Source organism: Bradyrhizobium sp. AUGA SZCCT0176 (genome assembly GCF_018130145.1).
Lineage (GTDB): Bacteria > Pseudomonadota > Alphaproteobacteria > Rhizobiales > Xanthobacteraceae > Bradyrhizobium.
Window position 1 is genome coordinate 147,315 of the sequence record NZ_JAFCMB010000006.1, and the last position, 16,039, is coordinate 163,353.

The 16,039-nt window shown below is 59.4% G+C and carries 14 protein-coding genes; 7 read left to right on the top strand and 7 right to left on the bottom strand.

Annotated features, from left to right (window positions below; genetic code table 11):
* Window positions 1–1,918 precede the first annotated feature (1,918 nt).
* On the top strand, window positions 1,919–2,497 hold the full coding sequence (locus JQ600_RS16900; protein WP_212387145.1) for a hypothetical protein: 579 nt from the start codon (window positions 1,919–1,921) through the stop codon (window positions 2,495–2,497).
* Window positions 2,498–3,728: 1,231 nt separating this feature from the next.
* Window positions 3,729–7,088 carry an AAA family ATPase gene (locus tag JQ600_RS16905; protein WP_212387142.1) on the top strand — a complete coding sequence of 1,120 codons (3,360 nt, stop codon included), beginning with the start codon at window positions 3,729–3,731 and terminating at the stop codon, window positions 7,086–7,088.
* An 840-nt stretch (window positions 7,089–7,928) separates the two neighbouring features.
* On the opposite strand, the gene JQ600_RS16910 is transcribed toward JQ600_RS16905, so the two are convergent.
* Complete coding sequence (locus JQ600_RS16910; RefSeq protein WP_212387140.1) at window positions 7,929–8,336, bottom strand: hypothetical protein; 408 nt, start codon at window positions 8,334–8,336, stop codon at window positions 7,929–7,931.
* 186 nt (window positions 8,337–8,522) lie between these two features.
* Here JQ600_RS16910 and JQ600_RS16915 point away from each other — a divergent pair, with 186 nt between their 5' ends.
* The 3 genes from JQ600_RS16915 (at window position 8,523) to JQ600_RS16925 (ending at window position 10,986) form a co-directional block, all read left to right on the top strand.
* Entirely contained in the window at window positions 8,523–8,756 is a 234-nt protein-coding gene (locus JQ600_RS16915; RefSeq protein WP_212387332.1) for a hypothetical protein, read from the top strand.
* A gap of 163 nt (window positions 8,757–8,919) precedes the next feature.
* A complete protein-coding gene (locus JQ600_RS16920; RefSeq protein WP_212387137.1) occupies window positions 8,920–10,350 on the top strand; it encodes a caspase family protein in 1,431 nt (476 codons plus the stop codon).
* Window positions 10,351–10,692: 342 nt separating this feature from the next.
* Window positions 10,693–10,986, top strand: coding sequence for an HdeA/HdeB family chaperone (locus tag JQ600_RS16925; RefSeq protein WP_212387134.1), 294 nt, complete (start codon window positions 10,693–10,695; stop codon window positions 10,984–10,986).
* 11 nt (window positions 10,987–10,997) lie between these two features.
* Here JQ600_RS16925 and JQ600_RS16930 read toward each other — a convergent pair whose 3' ends face one another.
* On the bottom strand, window positions 10,998–11,459 hold the full coding sequence (locus tag JQ600_RS16930) for a PaaI family thioesterase (RefSeq protein ID WP_212387132.1): 462 nt from the start codon (window positions 11,457–11,459) through the stop codon (window positions 10,998–11,000).
* Window positions 11,460–11,845: 386 nt separating this feature from the next.
* Between JQ600_RS16930 and JQ600_RS16935 the strand changes: the two genes are divergently transcribed.
* Window positions 11,846–12,124: a hypothetical protein gene (locus tag JQ600_RS16935; protein WP_212264357.1), complete on the top strand. Its 279-nt coding sequence runs from the start codon at window positions 11,846–11,848 to the stop codon at window positions 12,122–12,124.
* Window positions 12,125–12,208: 84 nt separating this feature from the next.
* Window positions 12,209–12,439: a hypothetical protein gene (locus tag JQ600_RS16940; RefSeq protein ID WP_212264358.1), complete on the top strand. Its 231-nt coding sequence runs from the start codon at window positions 12,209–12,211 to the stop codon at window positions 12,437–12,439.
* A 127-nt stretch (window positions 12,440–12,566) separates the two neighbouring features.
* Here JQ600_RS16940 and JQ600_RS16945 read toward each other — a convergent pair whose 3' ends face one another.
* The 5 genes from JQ600_RS16945 to JQ600_RS16965 form a co-directional block, all read right to left on the bottom strand.
* Window positions 12,567–12,746 (bottom strand): hypothetical protein, encoded by a 180-nt coding sequence (locus JQ600_RS16945; RefSeq protein WP_212035073.1) that lies wholly within the window; start codon window positions 12,744–12,746, stop codon window positions 12,567–12,569.
* 839 nt (window positions 12,747–13,585) lie between these two features.
* Window positions 13,586–13,825, bottom strand: a complete 240-nt coding sequence (locus tag JQ600_RS16950) for a PilZ domain-containing protein (protein WP_192734191.1) — start codon at window positions 13,823–13,825, stop codon at window positions 13,586–13,588.
* Window positions 13,826–14,097: 272 nt separating this feature from the next.
* Window positions 14,098–14,271 (bottom strand): hypothetical protein, encoded by a 174-nt coding sequence (locus JQ600_RS16955; protein WP_192734190.1) that lies wholly within the window; start codon window positions 14,269–14,271, stop codon window positions 14,098–14,100.
* A gap of 287 nt (window positions 14,272–14,558) precedes the next feature.
* The gene (locus JQ600_RS16960; RefSeq protein WP_212204474.1) at window positions 14,559–14,738 is read right to left on the bottom strand and encodes a hypothetical protein; all 180 of its coding nucleotides are present in this window, start codon (window positions 14,736–14,738) and stop codon (window positions 14,559–14,561) included.
* Between the two features lie 801 nt (window positions 14,739–15,539).
* Window positions 15,540–15,695: a hypothetical protein gene (locus JQ600_RS16965; RefSeq protein WP_212264359.1), complete on the bottom strand. Its 156-nt coding sequence runs from the start codon at window positions 15,693–15,695 to the stop codon at window positions 15,540–15,542.
* Between the last annotated feature and the right edge of the window lie 344 nt (window positions 15,696–16,039).

A 16,039-nucleotide genomic window follows, 5' to 3' on the forward strand; every position in this document is an offset into this window, starting at 1 on the left:
CACGGCCGCATCCGGTTCCAGAATTAACCCGCAGCGAGCGTATCAAGCTTAATACGCGAGTTTCGTTGCCGCGTGCGAACGCAGGCCTATCATTCCGGGTAGTCGTGCGGATTTGAGAGGTGTCCAGATCACCAATCCAGCGTACCGCTCGACTAGGGGCGCCGCTGTAGGCGGCGTCCCGCTCAAATTGATCCTGCTGCACGCTTCACGGGACTGCCATGTCGACTGTCGAGCAAGTGCTAAAGTCCGCAGGTCGAGAGCGTCGCGCGATCGGCCGGACGCACATCAATCGGGGCGCGCTGTTATACTTTCATGGCGGGGCCGGTGTCCTTCCTTGTTGCGTTCGCGACGTGACGAATTCTGGAGCCGGCGTTCGTTTGGAGCAGCTAAACGTGTTGCCGGTGGAATTCGATCTGTCGTTCGATAATTTTCGGACGGTTCGGGAGTGTCGCTTGGTCTGGCGAGACGCTGACTTCATCGGCGTCGCGTTCGGGGCCTGACCGTTGGGATCCAAAGCATGACGAAACGCGAACGCGGCGATCTAGTTTATGGGGTCGTCGCGACTGCGGTCGTATTTGTATTCATGACCATCATGATTTTCTCGCAATGATGGTTTCCTCTTATCGGAGGTTACGCAGCGGCGCGCTGAGAGACCTGCAGATTGATCTGGACCAGTTCATAGGCGGCGAAATGAGGCCGAGCCGAACGGGGCACGCTTTCTAGCAATGGAACGATTGTTGCCGAGATTGCTTGATTCTACACGACCGGGTGCAACGTCCCCCACAGTGTACCCGATGAAAAGACGGCCCCAGTCGCTGCCCCGCCGCTGGGGCCGTTTTCGCCTTGTTTGGGGCTCAGAGCCCAACATCTTGATCAACGGCCAAGTCTGTGCCGTCGCCGATGTGGTTTGGGCTCAGGAGGGTCTGTTCCAGTAATTGCGCGATACCACGCGGCGTCTGATTGTGCGCGCGCTCTGTCAGCGGCAAGATTGGATTGTCCACGATAGAACTGACTTAGGCCGAGGTAGCAATCGGTGCGCGCGGGTCCGTGAGGTATTGCTTCGCAGTTCACCTGCGCGCTCGCAACGACGGGAAAGACCGCCAACAAGATTGCGACGACACCAACGGTCCAATATGTCATGCCGCCTCCAGGCGATTTGCTCACGCTGGCCGGTCGGACTTTTATCAAGTCGCTTGTTCTTCCGTCTGGGACGGCCGTTCCAAACGGCAGCCCGGGCTTTGCGATGCCAACGCGCGCTGTGCTGCCCTTTAAGGGATTAGTTACCAGTCATTGTCAAGCTTGCCGCCATTGCAGATAGGTCGCGACGAGCGATAGCGAATTTCCGAAAACGCTTTAATCCGACCGGCCCGGTTGGCGGTCTCCATAGGAGGCCCACTATGTTCAAGGGCTTCGTGATTGCAGTCTTGCTTATGCTTGGTGCATCGCAGCTAGATCAGTACTTCTGTAATGGCAGGTACACCGACGGTACGATGTCGATGCTGCGACAAATCAGGCACTCCTTTCGCAGTTGAAGGTCGCTTCGGTGGACGCCGCTGCGCGCAGGGTCCCGCGTCTGCGAAGGTTGGCGCAGTCGAACCCTATAACTGCCGCTGGTTACTTCCGGCCAGCGACTGTTGCTCGCCCTTTGGTGCACGGCTTCGCACATCATCGTATCCAGCGCGATAGCGCCCGATTACGCCGGTAGTTGGCCGCTGGTATGTCCGTTCACCGCGGTAGACCGGAAGTCGCCGTGGTCCGGTCAAACCGACGGGGATGATCCAAGGCGGACGTCAGCCGTACGCCTTGCAGCGATGACGCGAACCGTTAGTATCACGCGGAATGATCGCAATGTCCGCCCTGGGGCGTAAAGCAGACATACAACGACGTATCATGAGAAGTTGAGAGGGAGACCCGTTACATGAGCATCGCCGATCCCAACAAAACGATCCTGACGGGCGAGAACCCGTTTATCCGCTTGAGCCCGAAGGACGGCGAACCGAACTCGACAGAGGCGAGCTATTGGCGGATCATTTTTTCGCCGGCTGGTCCCGGACACGTTCTCTACTTGAAGAGCGAACTGACGGAAGGTCGCTGGCGTATTTACTCCGACAACATCGCGATGGCGCGGTGGCTGCAGTCTACCGTACAGGGCATGCTCAATGCCGAACTTTCCGACACAGCCATCCCTTGTGCGGACGCGCAATTCTCCAAAGCCGGAGATCCGCGCTACTTCTGGACTGAACATATCAAGTCGCACGGCGAAGACATCTCACTTACCTGGTTCGATATCGGCGAACCGCTGCTCATCCACTCGCAGCCGAACCAGATTCCCGACCGGCGCTACGGCGTGTGCACCGTGCTGATCCCGGCGCTCGGCACGCGTCTCGTCCGCAACGGCGTCGAGGCGCAGGGCCGATCCTGGCCGCGGGAGCGCGAGGGGCGGCCATTCTCGACGTCGGCGTTGGCATTCTCGGAAAGCTGGACGGAAGCGGTCTGAGGCTGAGCTGCCAATCAGTCTCCGCCTTCTCCGAGCCTTGCATCAGCCGGAACGTGCCGAATTGACGAGAAGGCGCTCCATGCTGCCGGCTACGCACGCATGATCCCTGTACGTCCGCCCTTTGGTGTCCGCTGTTGGCGCCTGGCGGACATCGACATATAGCGAATGTCCGCTTTGCCACCAGAAGCGGACAGTTCGGTCAGGTTGCCTTGTGGACCCATAGCTGACCTCCGCTCGAACGATCCAATTCTTGGAACTGGCCGCATTTGAGCCCCATTGAGCCGTTCGAGTCTGAGGTGATCCAGGGGGTGCGATGAGGCGCACATGTATACGGGCAGTGGTTTTTCTCGCTGCTATCTGCGCCGGTTCGATGGTGGATCGTGCGCTATCTGATTATACGACCTGCGAATCGCATTTGATGAGCAGGCCGAAGCTCGATGCGAAGGTCGTCGGTGGATTTCTCGGGAGAAGCCCAGCGGAAATCGAAGAGATGTTTGTTTGGCTTGACCGATATTGCCCAGACAATCCAAAAGAAAACATCGTAAGTGCTATGCGAAAATTCCAGAGGGAGAAGGACGCACGCTGACTAGTTGGCGAGCTTATGTTTATTCTTCGCAATATGCCATCCGTCCGCCTTTGGCACGAAACCGAGCTGTTGCCGCTATGAACGGACCTAGCCTAGACGCGGCCCAAGGTCTCACTTTGAACCAAAGCGGACATTCGGTCGGCATCTACTGAGTTCAGGAGCGGCCCTCTCGGCAACAAATCATCAATGTTGTGCGGCTATCCCTATGCCATAACCCGCGCTGCGTTCACGAGGCTTTCATGGCCGATTCGGCAAAACTAACCAGCATGGAGAGGGGCTGTTTCTTCGCTATCGGAATCCTGTTCTTTATTATTTTGACCTTGGTGGCTCTCCTTTCAACGTACATCACAAGCCAATTGACCAATCCCAACGATGCACCTTGGTTCGCGGTGATCACGGCCGTTCTTTGGGCTGTGTGGTTAGGGGTTCTCCTTTTATTGGTCCGCGCTTTACGAAGAACGAATTCGGAGACACGAACACCGTAGAGTCAGCCAATCTGGCCTGTTTTCCCTTTCTGACCCATCGGCACACCGGCGAGTTTGGCCTCCGAGCGCGGCTTTTGACGCGGCCTTGACATGCGCATAGCCAGACACCGGCCACCAAGTATGCTACTGACGGTTTAGTTTCCGAGCCTTGGGGGTGCCCTTGAGCAACCAGCATTTAGAGCGGCGACTCGCGGCGATTCTGGTGGCGGATGTTGCGGGTTCTTGCCGCTTGATAGGAATCGACGAAGAAGGGACCGTAGAGCAACTCAAGGTTCTGAGAGCGGTCCTCTTTGATCCCAAAGTCACCGAGTATCGTGGACGCATCGTCAAGAACACGGGTGACGGCGCGCTTGTCGAGTTCGCTAGTGTGGTCGACGCCGTGCGATGTGCCGACGAAATTCAACGCGGTGTGGCCGAACGAAACGTTAACGTGCCACAGAACGAGCGGATCGAGATTCGTATAGGCATTCACGTCGGTGATATCATCATAGAAGAGCATGATATCTATGGTGACGCGGTCAATATTGCTGTGCGCCTCGAAGGGATTGCAGAACCGGGTGGCATCTGCATTTCCGAGGATGCCCGCCGACAGATTCGGGCCAAGGTCGGCCTCGATTACGACGATATGGGTTCTCGGACGTTGAAGAATATCGCCGAACCGATACACGTCTGGCGGGTTCGCCCAAACGGTCCAACCACTGCACTTGATGGTCAGACGGCTTTCCGCGAACCACTTGCAGTGCGATCTGCTACTGGCACGGCTGAATCAGAAAGGCCACCCCAGCCAATGGCCGGCGACCAAAACGCGCCGGCTCTTTCAGTGCTGACCGATCCGAGATCGCACCAGATGGTTGGGCGTGACGCCACACTCCAGTCGTTGGAACGGATAACCCAACGCATGCTGACCGGGCAGCGACAAATCGCTCTCGTCACTGGCGAGGCTGGAATCGGTAAGACGGCCTTCATCGAAATGGCCGTGGCGCAGTTAACGCAGCACGGCGTCGATTTGTTGTACGGGCGTTGCACGGAGAGGTTTGGAACCGATGAAGTCTTCCTGCCCCTGATCGACGCTCTGGTAACCCGCTGTCGCGCGGCAGGTGGTGAAGAACTGCTGACGGCAATTCGTAACCACGCGCCAACCTGGCTGCTGCACATACCGGGCGCGGTCGATGCGGCCGAGCGTGCTGCGCTCCAAAGTGAAGTATTTGGCGCCACCCGCGAGCGCATGCTGCGCGAATTTTGCGATCTTCTGGAAGCGCTGAGTACAATTCGTCCGTGGGCCTTTGTTCTTGAGGATTTACATTGGAGCGACTTTGCAACGCTGGACATGCTGTCTCGCTTTGCGCGAGGCACTCGCAAGGCGTCGGTGCTGGTGCTGGGTTCTTATCGGCCGGCTGATAGTGCTATTGGCGGTCATCCAATCCGGCGGTTGCATCAGGATCTGGAGATCCACGGGTGTTGCACCGAGTTGCGACTAGATCGATTGTCGCGCGCGGCAGTCGAGCAATATGTTGCGCTGCGATTTGGCGACAGCGCGTTCGCTCCAGCCATGGCCGGCGCCGTGTTCGAGCGAACCCAAGGGCAGCCCTTGTTCATCGCATCGCTGCTCAAGCATTACATCGATCAGCGGGCGGTCGTCGAAATGGACGGCGTCTGGCGCCTGTCATCGGAGAAGGCGATTTCTCAGGATGATGTGCCGGACGACTTGCTGAATATGATCACCTATCAGGTAACCCGCCTTACGGAAGAGGAGCGGCGGCTGCTCAACGTCGCCAGCGTGGCCGGTGTGGAGTTTTCTGCGGCGCTGGTGGCCGCGGGCTTGTTGCGCGACACCGTCGAGGTTGAACGTGACCTGGATACATTAGCCCGCAAGGACCATATGTTGGTCCGGGCGAGTGCAACCGACTGGCCGGATGGCACGTATTCGGGATCATATGCCTTCCGTCATATTCTCTATCAAAATGTCATTTATCAGCATCTTGCAACGGGAGAGCGCGTGCAATTGCACAGGCGCTTGGGCAATCGATTGGAAAAGGCGTTTGATCACCGCACCTCGGAAATCGCATCGGTGCTCGCGCTCCATTTTGAGCAAGGCCGCGATTTTGCAAGCGCCTTGCGCTATCTCGCACAAGCGGCGGAAAGTTCCGCCAAGCGGCTCGGCCACTCGGAAGCGGCCAGCTATCTGACGCGCGGTCTAAGTATTCTTGATCGCTCCGATGCGGCCGACCGGTTCCGGGCGCGCATTTCCGTATTGCGACAGCGTAGCCTGGCCCTTCGCTCAAGTGGCAATCTCGCCGGCTCCGTAAGTGATCTCAACGAAATGATTGCCTGCGCACGACAAGCCGGCGAGCTTCGGCAGGAGGTCGCCGGGCTTCTCGCGCTTAGTCGGTACTGCTTGCATGCCGATCGGAAAGCCTGCCTCAAGGCAGCTGAAGATGTGCTGGCCAGAAGCCAAAACCTCGAGGATGACGCCTTCAAGGCTATGGTCCAAGGCAGCAGCGCCAGCATCAACCTGTATCTCAAGGGATGGCAGGACAAGGATGCCGCTCTTTGCAGGAAAGCGATGGAATTGAGCGAAGGCGCGCAAGACCACGGCACGCTGCTCCGTCGTTACGGGATCGAGGGCATTCTCGACTGTTGGAGGTCGCGGTACCAGGAGTGTCGTCGCTCCGCCGCGCATGGAAAACGCTTGGCAAGCGAGGCCGGAGATGTGTACGTCTTCGTCATTTTCAACATCCTGGACTCGACCGCGCTAATCCATCTGGGCAAGTGGCGGGAACTGCAGCTCGAAACCACGACGGCCATGGAGTTGGCGACGAAAAACGCAAACGCACCGGCCAGTGCGTTGTGCCGTTTGACACTCGCATGGATGCACGCCGAGGCGATGGATTTTGATGGAGCCCGGGCGCTCTGCGAAAGCGTCGACGACAGGATCCTCAACAGAAATCAGTTCGCCTATTTTATTCATCGAGCGGTCTTGGCGAAGGCCTTCGTAGGACTGGGCGACCTGGGACAAGCAAGCAAACAATTCGACGATGTCCAGCACCGCCTCGAGGAGGATGGCGTCCCGCTGGACTTCACGATATTCACCCAACTCTATTATTGCCTGGGTGAATATTGTCTGCGGATTGCCGAATTGAATAAGGCGCGTAGTTGGGCCATCCAGCTTCGCGACTACGCCGCTCCGGCGCCCGATCGCAATCATCTGGCGCTCGCCCATGGTCTGTTGGCCCGGATTGCGTTTGCGGCAGGCGACTGGGAGGAGGCACGGGATCACTTGTCCCGCGCCTTGCCGATTGTCGACGATGCCGATTTTCCTCTCGCCGCCTGGAGAGTTTATAGCGCCGCTACCGAAATCTACATGAGTATGGGAGAAACCGAGGAGGCGATTAAATACCAGAACCGCTTTTCGACGGTTCTACGCACTCTCGCGAAAAATTTTGATGCCGACGATTACCTGCACAAGTGTTTGTTGACGGCTGTGGCGACGTATACGGCTCGATGGGGTCTTGCCGTCTAACGCCTGTTTGCCCTGCGGTTCTTAACCTGCTCGCTGCCACGCGGAAGTTAATGCTGCCGCAGCAATCTTTTGGTGCCTTCGTTCTGCGCGCGACGGATGCGACAAATCAACCCGACGGGCAAATCAGTTCTTATTTTCAGAAATCATGTCAAGTCTAGAAGTTCTGAAAAACAAAAATATTCCACTTCCCTTCGACCCCAAATCACCAGCACATTCTCACCCATCCCGTCCCATTCAGAGGGGCGTTGGCCATCGTCACAACGAGGGGCGGGTCGCGGTGGACGCCTGGTTCACGTCTGACGACGGCGTGGATTAAGCGTACGGCAAAACCGTGTGGTCCTGGCGCCCGTTGCAGGCGTCCAGCTGTCGGAGAAGCGCAAGCGGAAACGGCAGTGACGGAGTCAACCAAGAACTCGTCTCCGGGGAGATCACGGCATAAGCCGTAAAGCCATTGCGCAGGGAATGTCGGATGTTCTCCGCTGCCCTGTATGCTCGTGTGCAGCCTACTTAGCACTAACCGCACACGGGACCGCGGGTGCAGCGCGCATCCGGCATTCCCTGCGCCCTCTGATTTTCGAGGGTGAGAACTTCAAGCAAGCCTCGGGCGCAATGCGTCGCGAGAATGCGAAGGTGTATCTTCGTGGTCCCGGCCTAGTGCGCACTTGCGCAGGGGGGCCGGGGCCCATACGCCGCGGCTCCTGTTGTTGAAGAAGGAGATAACGACCTGCGTGCAAAAGCAATGATCGCCGGTGGTTATGGGTCCCGGCCCCCCGTGCGCAAGTGCGCACTAGGCCGGGACGACAGCGTTGTTTGAAATTGAAATCCGTTGCAACTGCTCCGCTAAATCGGCTCGTAGCTCTCCGTCGCGCAGGTGTCTTCCGCCTCGACGTGGCGGCGATCGAAAATCGCGCCGTTGGAAATCGTGATACGATAGGTTTGCGTGCCGAGCGGCTTGCCGTTCACCGAGGTCAGATCGGCCTTGACGCAGGCGGTCCAGCCCGTTCCGCGCAGCTCGGGGCGTGGCGTCGAGACCTGCACCCCCCTCGGATTGGACGCCGCCAGGAACACCGAATCCAGTTTTTCGCTGAGCAGACGCTTGACGTCCGGCGGTGCCTCGAGCGGCGGCGGTTCGGGTGCTTTGGCGCGCATGAATTCCGGCACCGGCGAGCGGACGTCGGCAAAGCCGCAGCCTGCCAGCACAAGCGCAACGCCCGCGATCAACGCAATGTGAACAATGACCCGCCCCATCGCCGGCTTTCTACCCCGGGACGGCGAAAATTGCGCCCCCCGGCGGCGATCAAATTGTGCGGCCGATCGGGTCACGCCGATCAACATTTGCTGAACAGCGCATCCGGACAGGCTATGATGCCCCCGGTCCAGGGATTGCCATCATCCCGACGGAACGTCGCCGAGATGGCGAAGAAAGCAGGGGCGATGAAGATCATTACGATTGCGGCATTCATTCTGGCGTTGCTTGCGATGCCGGCGCACGCCCAGGGCCGGCGACAGCAAGGGGGTGGTGAGGAAACGAGAGCGAAGCAGGACACCAAGCCGAAGGTGGACGAGAAAGCCTACAAGGCTGCGCTCGAGCGGATTCCCGAACCGAAGGAAAAATACGATCCCTGGGGCGTCGCGCGCCCGGCGGAACCCGCCAGGAAATCCAAGTAATCCAAGTAAACCAAATTGATTACATCAATCGCGTTGGCTTTATGCCTGCGACAAATTCGTCGTTGAACTGAGTCTGTGTCCCACCTCACACTGCCTGACTTGCTTGAACCTTTACCACCAAGACCTTGACCAATTTGCAGCCTGCATTGCCGGAGGTGGCCCCATGTTTCGTCACGCGCTTTTCCATCTGGTGTTTCCGGCGGCGCTGCTGCTGGGCGCGCATTCCGCCTCCGCCGAAAGCCGTCTCGCGCTGGTGATCGGTCAATCGGCCTATAAATCCGTTCCGGCGCTGCCCAATCCGATCAACGACGCCAAGGCGGTTAGCCAGATGCTGATCGATTCCGGCTTCGAGGTTTCGACCGCTTCCGATCTGTCGCAAAGCCAGATTCGCGACCAGCTCTCCGAGTTCGCCGGCAAGGTCGCGTCCAAGGGCGGCGATTCCATCGCGCTGGTGTATTACGCCGGACATGGCGTGCAGATCGACGGCGAGAATTTTCTGGTGCCGGTCGACATCGATCCGAAGCGGGAATCCGACATTCCGATCCAGGCGATTCGGCTGAACGACGTCTTGAACACGCTGACCTCGGCGCCGAGCAAGATGCGTATCCTGCTGCTCGATGCCTGCCGTAACAATCCGTTCCCCAGCATAGCCAAGAGTGCGGGCGGCGGGCTCGCGATCATCGACGCCAAGATCGGCGCGCCGAATACGTTCCTGTCGTTCTCGACCTCACCCGGTGCGGTGGCCGAGGACGGCACGGGCAGCAACAGTCCCTACACCACCGCGCTGATCGCCGCGGCCAAGGAAACCAACATTCCGATCGAGGAAACCTTCAAGCGCACGCGCGTGTCGGTCAACAAGGCGACCGACGGTCGGCAGACGCCGTGGGACAGCTCCTCGCTGACCGAGGATTTCAGATTTTCCGGCACCCCAGTGGCCGGCCCGAAGCTGGCCGCGACCAAGAAAACCGTCGAGGAGTGGACGCGCGAATTGAAGGGCAAGCCGGTCGAGGCCGCGAATGAAATCATCGTCGCCGATGGCACCGATGAATCCTACGAGGCGTTTGCCAATCTGTACGCGCAGACTCCGCTCGGTGCGCTGGCCCGCGACTGGCTCAATCGGCACAAGCGCATGGTGGCGTGGAACAATGCTGTCATCGCCAACACCGCGGCGGGCTATCGCGCCTTCCTGACAAGATTCCCGGACAGCGATTTGACGCCGACCGCGCGCACGATGGAAGAACGCCTGCGCAACCGTCCCGAGATCATCCCGGCGGTGGCGGTGAGCGGTGGCGCTACGCCGCAGAACGTCGCGCTGACCTGTCCCTGCACCCCGCCGGCGTCAGCGCCGCAGCTGAAGAAGAACAATACGCCGATCAAGCGCGTCGATCCGGATCCGCCCAAGCGCGTCGAGCGTGCGCCGCCGAAGCGGGGGCGCGGGCCCGACTACTATGATGATGAAGTGGTCTATCGCCGCCCGCCGCCGCGCGAGGTGTATGAGCCCGTCGGGCCGCCTGTCGGCGTCGGCATCGGGATTGGCATCGGTGGCGGCGGCTATGGCGGCGGCGGTCATCAGGGCGGCCGGGGTAGATACTGAAGCGGCAATCACGTAATCGATCTTGCAGGAGAGCGCCGCCCGTGCGGCGCTTCTCCTTGCGGAGATAGCATCCGAAGCCTGATCGGCCTGTTCGCCTCGCCCTCGTTGTCGCGCTGCTGGTGCTCGCGGCGTGGCGCTGGCGCCGCCGCCGTCGTGCGAAACGTTATCGTGCTCTGTTTGAGAATCCCATGTAGCGCAGCGTAATTGCGGATGTTCGATTGAGCACAAGCGGTGCTTGCGCATGCATTCGGATTTCGATTACGACATTGCCCGGGAAACGTGCTGGCGCGGTTTTCCGGCATTGGTGCCGGCTTTCGCTGTCATGCGCCAAGGGAGAGCATCATGAAGACGACTGTTTCGATCCTGTTTGCGGCGGCGTTTACGCTGTCATCCGTTCCGGCGCATGCCGTCGTGCTCGATCTGTCGACCATGACCTGCAAGCAGTTCGTCGATGGTGGTGATGACACCATCAAGATGGTGCTGACCTGGATGGACGGCTGGTACAAGGGCGACTCCGACGAGGCGATCATCGACACCGACGTGTTCGTCGAGAACGCCAAGAAGTTCGGCACCTATTGCGGAAAGAATCCGACGATGAGCATCGTCAATGCCGCTGAATCGGTCCTCGGCAAGTAACGCCTGAATAACTACAGCATCGCGAACGCGCTCGAGACCATCGCCACCGGCTTGTTGTCGGTGGCGCTGGAGAGCGTGACGCGGCCGAAGCTCATGGTGCGCCCGAGGCGAACAACGCGCGCATCGGCCAGCACGTCGGAGGCGGTGACCGCGCGCATGAAATGCGTGGTCTGATCGACCGTCGTCATCGGGCGATAGCCGCGATTGGCGGCGACGTTGGCAATCACCATCGCGGTGTCGGCAAACGCCATCAGCGCCTGGCCGGAGACAACGCCGCCATTGCGGCACAGCCGTTCCGAGAACGGCATGCGCAGGATCGCACCGGGCTGCCAGTCGGCCGGTCCACCCGACGGCGGGGTGAAGTCGAAACCCTCGATCGATAGATTGAGGTCAAGCACCCACGGTGCAAACACCTCGTCCAGCACCCGCTTTGCTTCCGTGATGCCGAATGCCGCGGTCTGTTCCTGTTGCATGAATGGTTGTTCCTCGGACGATATTTATCCGCCCATTGTAAGGGGCATTCGGCCGAAATGACCATGGCAAGCCCGGTCGGCATTCCCAAACGACCGCCTGCATTGGCTTGAAAATGCCAGACTTGAGGGGCATGATCGCCGCTTCGGGGAGTGGGGCGCGTTCATGTTTCGCCGGGTGGTATTGATTTCGGGCCTGATTGCCGTGGGCCTTGCGCTTAGCGGCTGCACCAAATGCGGTCCGATCTGGGACGACTGGATGCAATCCCCCAAATCCTGCAAGTCGGACCGGCTTTGATCCACCGTGGGCGCGCGCTTGGCGGCGCGGCTGCGGCGGTGCTATACCGCCCGAAAACGCCGGGGGAGAGCGTCCCAAAGGAGAGCCTGTTATGAGAATTCTGAGCGCGGCCGCGATGATGGTGTTGCTGATGGCCCCCGCTTACGCGCAAATGCCCAATCTCAACCTGATGCCTGAAGTCGCCACCAGGACTCCGGAGGAGAAGGAACAGGATGCGGTCAGGGATAAGGCCTACAAGGAATCGCTGAAGAAGATTCCCGACTCCAAGGCCTCTTCTGATCCGTGGGGAACCGTGCGCAGCAACGACACGCCCAAGGCGGCTGCGCCAGCCAAGCCGAAGACCGGCAGTGCGGCCAATACCCCTCGCTAGCCGAAAGCCCCCATAGCGCAGACTCGGAATCGTTCTCCGCCGGCCCTATACTGAACGTGTCGTCATGTGTTTCGGAGTTGCGGCATGGTCATGCGCCCGCGCGATCTGGCCAGCCGGATGGCCACCCGGCGCAAGCCGGATGATGGCTATCTGCGCGAGACCTTCACGCTGCCGCGCGAGGTAGCGCGGACGAGGGCGCGCGATTTCCTCAGCCGCTATCCCAAGGCGGCCTATTTGAGCGCGGTCGAGAGCTGGCGCGAACTACCCGGCGGCGACATCGAATTCACGATGCGGCGGCTTCCCAGCGCGGACTAGAAAATCAGGCATTGGTCGCAAGTCTAGTGCTGCGGGCCAGCACTTGGAGCCCAGCGCTTGTTCGCGGCCACCGCCAAGGCGGCCGGTTGGTCGTCGAGATGGTGCTGGCAATGCAGGGAACGGCGAACTAGCCAGATGCGCTTTTTTTCCGCTCGCGGTTGATCCGCAGCTGTACCCGTCTCACCGCGAGCAGATAGAGTTTGGCTTCGGTTTTGCCGGTGACGACCCTGTCGTCAATCCGGAATTGCCATTTCCAGATACCCGGAGCAACCGCAGTCACGGTATATTCGACGCCCTTGTAGATCATGAAGCAGCCCTGTCCGACCCAAGCCGCATTCAATCCGAGATTGTCACTTTAGATTGTAAATATTATTTGATGCCCGTTGAGGGAATGGGCGGGTGCGGGGCCCCGAACTGGGAGGTCGCTCCGCGCCCGGTGTGCCTGAGCTCGCGGTCAATCTTCAGCTGAACGCGGCGCATCGCGAGCAGGAGCAGTCTCGCTTCCGTTCTTCCCGACCTGACGAGGTCACCGATCCGGAATTGCCAGTTCCAGATCCCCGGGGTTTCCGATCTTGTCAGCGTATATTCTATACCTTTGTGATTCATAGGGAATCTCCCCATACGCCAACTGAATTAACTGAGTTGGGCGGGCAAAGTTTCCATTTGTCCGATTAGCGTACTTTGCGGTCGTCTAACGATAAAGCGCGCCTGTGACACGCGGTGATCGCTATGCGAAGGGCAATCCCGCGTTCGGCAGTTGGGGTGGCCAAGCCGCCTTGCCGGCGCGCCCACGAGCCGCGGCTTGTTGCTTGCCGGCAGCGACCTGGAATGCCCGCGGAGGCAGTCTTTGACCTTCCTGACCTCTCCAAAACGCACCGCGCCGCGCAAGCGGAATATACTCGCTTGGCGGCGCAGGCTTATACCCCGAGTGATGCAATGTCCCAGGCAGCAATATGTCTTGGCGGCCCTGCAAAAGGTTCAACGTCTGCTGTTAAAAAAATCCGATGCTGAAACGAAGCATCGCTGCCGCCGTATCTGTCTGACGGTGGGGTGGTCCTCCAGATTATTCCCCGCTGTCGGCGACCCCGTCTGTATGGCCCCATGCGGCGGGGTCGTTTTGCTCTGGCGACGCGACCGGCGCGCGGCTTAATCGAACGTGACGCCGATGCGCTTATCCTTGCGCCAGACGATATGGCACGGCCGCTTCAATTGTTCTGATGGCACGAACAATGTGAAGCGGTCCGGGATGAACAGCGGGGTCACGACCTCGAGCGCTGCGCCGGAGGCCGAGAGATTCCGAACGGTGCAATCAATCCCGCCGCCGCCGAACTCGATGGTTCCGGCCTTCAACGTGCGACGCCGCGGTGCGATCCGGGTCTCGTCCATAGAATCTCATTATAGCACTGATTCACCTGCAAATGGATGGTGGGTCCGGGTTCGCGCGGGGGTAAGGCGCGAACACAAGGCGAAAAACTGGCGACCATCCGGTTGGGAACTTTGTTCTTGTCCGGAGAACTACGGGGGAAGGCCGCCTTGCGACGACGGCCTGGCGCCCCATTAAGGTTCGCTCGCCGGAGCCTTTGCGGATCCCGCCTTGAACGCATTTTTCAGGTCGCCCAAGAGGCCGCCAATGAAAGGCGGCCTCTTCAAAGCGTCGGTTACGGCAGGGTTGTCGCGATGTTCCTGATGGTACCGGTATGGAAGCGAATGACGGCTACGACATGGTGGTAAAGATCGCTCAAACGGCCGCCGCCGTTCACGGCGTCCAGTTCGTCGATGGTCAGTTCGCCGACGTTCAGTTCATCGATAGGCTTCTGGCCAATCTCAATCATGCGTCTCTCCTTTGATGGGGATTACGACAATCACGTTGCAAGGGTGCGCTCGGATGTTCCCGTTGGCTGTGACGGCTGGCACACTCCAAATCGCGTCGAGCGAAGGCACCGATCAATTCGCCGATCATTGCCGCACAAGTTGCGTTGAGCGGATACGCGGTCAGCACAGCTTCTCGCAACTGGCCGAAATAGGACGTCAGGCATTCTTGGATGGCGCTGGCGGCGTCCTCAAACAAAAGAGGCCGCCAAGCAAGGCGGCCTCTCAATTCCGGTTTGCCGGACCGGCACTATCGCATGTGCAGGGTCATCTTCTGCGGCGATACCAGCGGCTGGTGCACGGCGTCCAGCAAGCGGGCGCCCAAAGCCTTCAGGTACGCGTCGACGATCCGGTCGAGGATGGCACCGCCGCTGACCTGTTCGAGTTGTTCAAACGACATTTCGCAGATTTCGTTGTTGAGTTCGGTCATGTCCGTCTCCTGTTTGCGTGGGCAGGACCATTCCCGCCACCCTGGATGTCAGGGATAGGCTGACCCTCGACGCACCGCTGTGATGACCGTCACACGACGGCTCAGACGCAAAATCGCGAAAACAACCCCATGCAAAGTAGAATAGGCCCCGCCGATGATGCCGAGTCGGGTACTGGCCGAAATGGGACACCCGTGAAGGCAAAGTAGCCACTCAAAAGCACAACGCCGCCAAGCTGAATAATGCTTGGCGGCGCTGCACCCGAGCTGGAAATTGCAATGCCCCAGCCTGGAGTATACGTCCGGGACAGGACAAGGTTGCTGAACAGGGACACAGAATTTCGGGAACAAGTGGCAATGGGCGGAGTTGTGAAGGCGCTGCCAGTCCCAATTGCCCCGGCGGCACAAGCGGCCCCAGTGCCTCTTCCCCGAGGCTGGGGCCGTTTCTTTGGGCGCGCTTAAGACAGCTTCGAGGGCACGGCAAGCGCCAGTGCTTCGATAGCCAGTTTCCCGAATGATGGTGGCAGCGCGCCCTTTGCTGGTGAGAGATACAACGATCAGGATCGCAATACGCTGGCTGCGGGTTGGATGCGCAACAAGTCGTTCGCGAAATCAATGTGCGGTTATTGGTCGAAGGGAAGATGGACCGATAGAGATCGGCAAACTTGATCAAAGTTGCTCGAGGCCAAAAGCAAAAGGAAGTCTTGGAGGACGATGACGAAGAAGGGGCCGGCAACGGAGGCGGCCTCGGAGCCTTGTTCACGGTCGGAGAACTACGGGCAGTGCCGACTCGGGCGGCCTCGTTTACGCGACGGGCGGGTAGCTGGGTTTCGGAAGGCTGATTGCACTCGAATTGATGACGCCCTTCGAAATGACTTTACCCCCTGAGACCGATTCAAGCGCATCGTCGGTCAGTCGCTCCGCATCGGTCAGTTCGCGAATTTCATTCTGGTTGTTCATGGTCCCGCTCCGCGTTGCGGCGCCCTTGTGCGCCGTTGATCTGGAGCGAGTATGTCGGGCGGCTATCGGGGCGACTGTGACAGTCGTCACGAAAGCGTTCCTGCAAAGGAAAGAGGGCCGCCAACTGAGGGCGGCCTTACTTTTCTAGGCTGGTTCTGGTGGTTGAAGTCCAGGAGAGGAAAGCCACTCGTTGATGTGAGAGGCCGTCTCTAGCTGCCTGATCTTCCTGAGCAGCACTTCCTTCTGAGGACCAGGTTTGAGCTTGGTTACCTGTGCTTCCAACCGGGCCTTCTCAGCTGCAATTCGATCTTCAAATGTGTGAGGAACGGATCGGCGACGCTGCA

Coding starts and splice junctions, on each gene's coding strand:
- JQ600_RS16900 (WP_212387145.1), top strand. CDS start 1,919: ATGAGCATCGCCGATCCCAACAAAACGATCCTGACGGGCGAGAACCCG.
- JQ600_RS16910 (WP_212387140.1), bottom strand. CDS start 8,336: ATGGGGCGGGTCATTGTTCACATTGCGTTGATCGCGGGCGTTGCGCTT.
- JQ600_RS16915 (WP_212387332.1), top strand. CDS start 8,523: ATGAAGATCATTACGATTGCGGCATTCATTCTGGCGTTGCTTGCGATG.
- JQ600_RS16920 (WP_212387137.1), top strand. CDS start 8,920: ATGTTTCGTCACGCGCTTTTCCATCTGGTGTTTCCGGCGGCGCTGCTG.
- JQ600_RS16925 (WP_212387134.1), top strand. CDS start 10,693: ATGAAGACGACTGTTTCGATCCTGTTTGCGGCGGCGTTTACGCTGTCA.
- JQ600_RS16930 (WP_212387132.1), bottom strand. CDS start 11,459: ATGCAACAGGAACAGACCGCGGCATTCGGCATCACGGAAGCAAAGCGG.
- JQ600_RS16935 (WP_212264357.1), top strand. CDS start 11,846: ATGAGAATTCTGAGCGCGGCCGCGATGATGGTGTTGCTGATGGCCCCC.
- JQ600_RS16940 (WP_212264358.1), top strand. CDS start 12,209: ATGGTCATGCGCCCGCGCGATCTGGCCAGCCGGATGGCCACCCGGCGC.
- JQ600_RS16945 (WP_212035073.1), bottom strand. CDS start 12,746: ATGATCTACAAGGGCGTCGAATATACCGTGACTGCGGTTGCTCCGGGT.
- JQ600_RS16950 (WP_192734191.1), bottom strand. CDS start 13,825: ATGGACGAGACCCGGATCGCACCGCGGCGTCGCACGTTGAAGGCCGGA.
- JQ600_RS16955 (WP_192734190.1), bottom strand. CDS start 14,271: ATGATTGAGATTGGCCAGAAGCCTATCGATGAACTGAACGTCGGCGAA.
- JQ600_RS16960 (WP_212204474.1), bottom strand. CDS start 14,738: ATGACCGAACTCAACAACGAAATCTGCGAAATGTCGTTTGAACAACTC.
- JQ600_RS16965 (WP_212264359.1), bottom strand. CDS start 15,695: ATGAACAACCAGAATGAAATTCGCGAACTGACCGATGCGGAGCGACTG.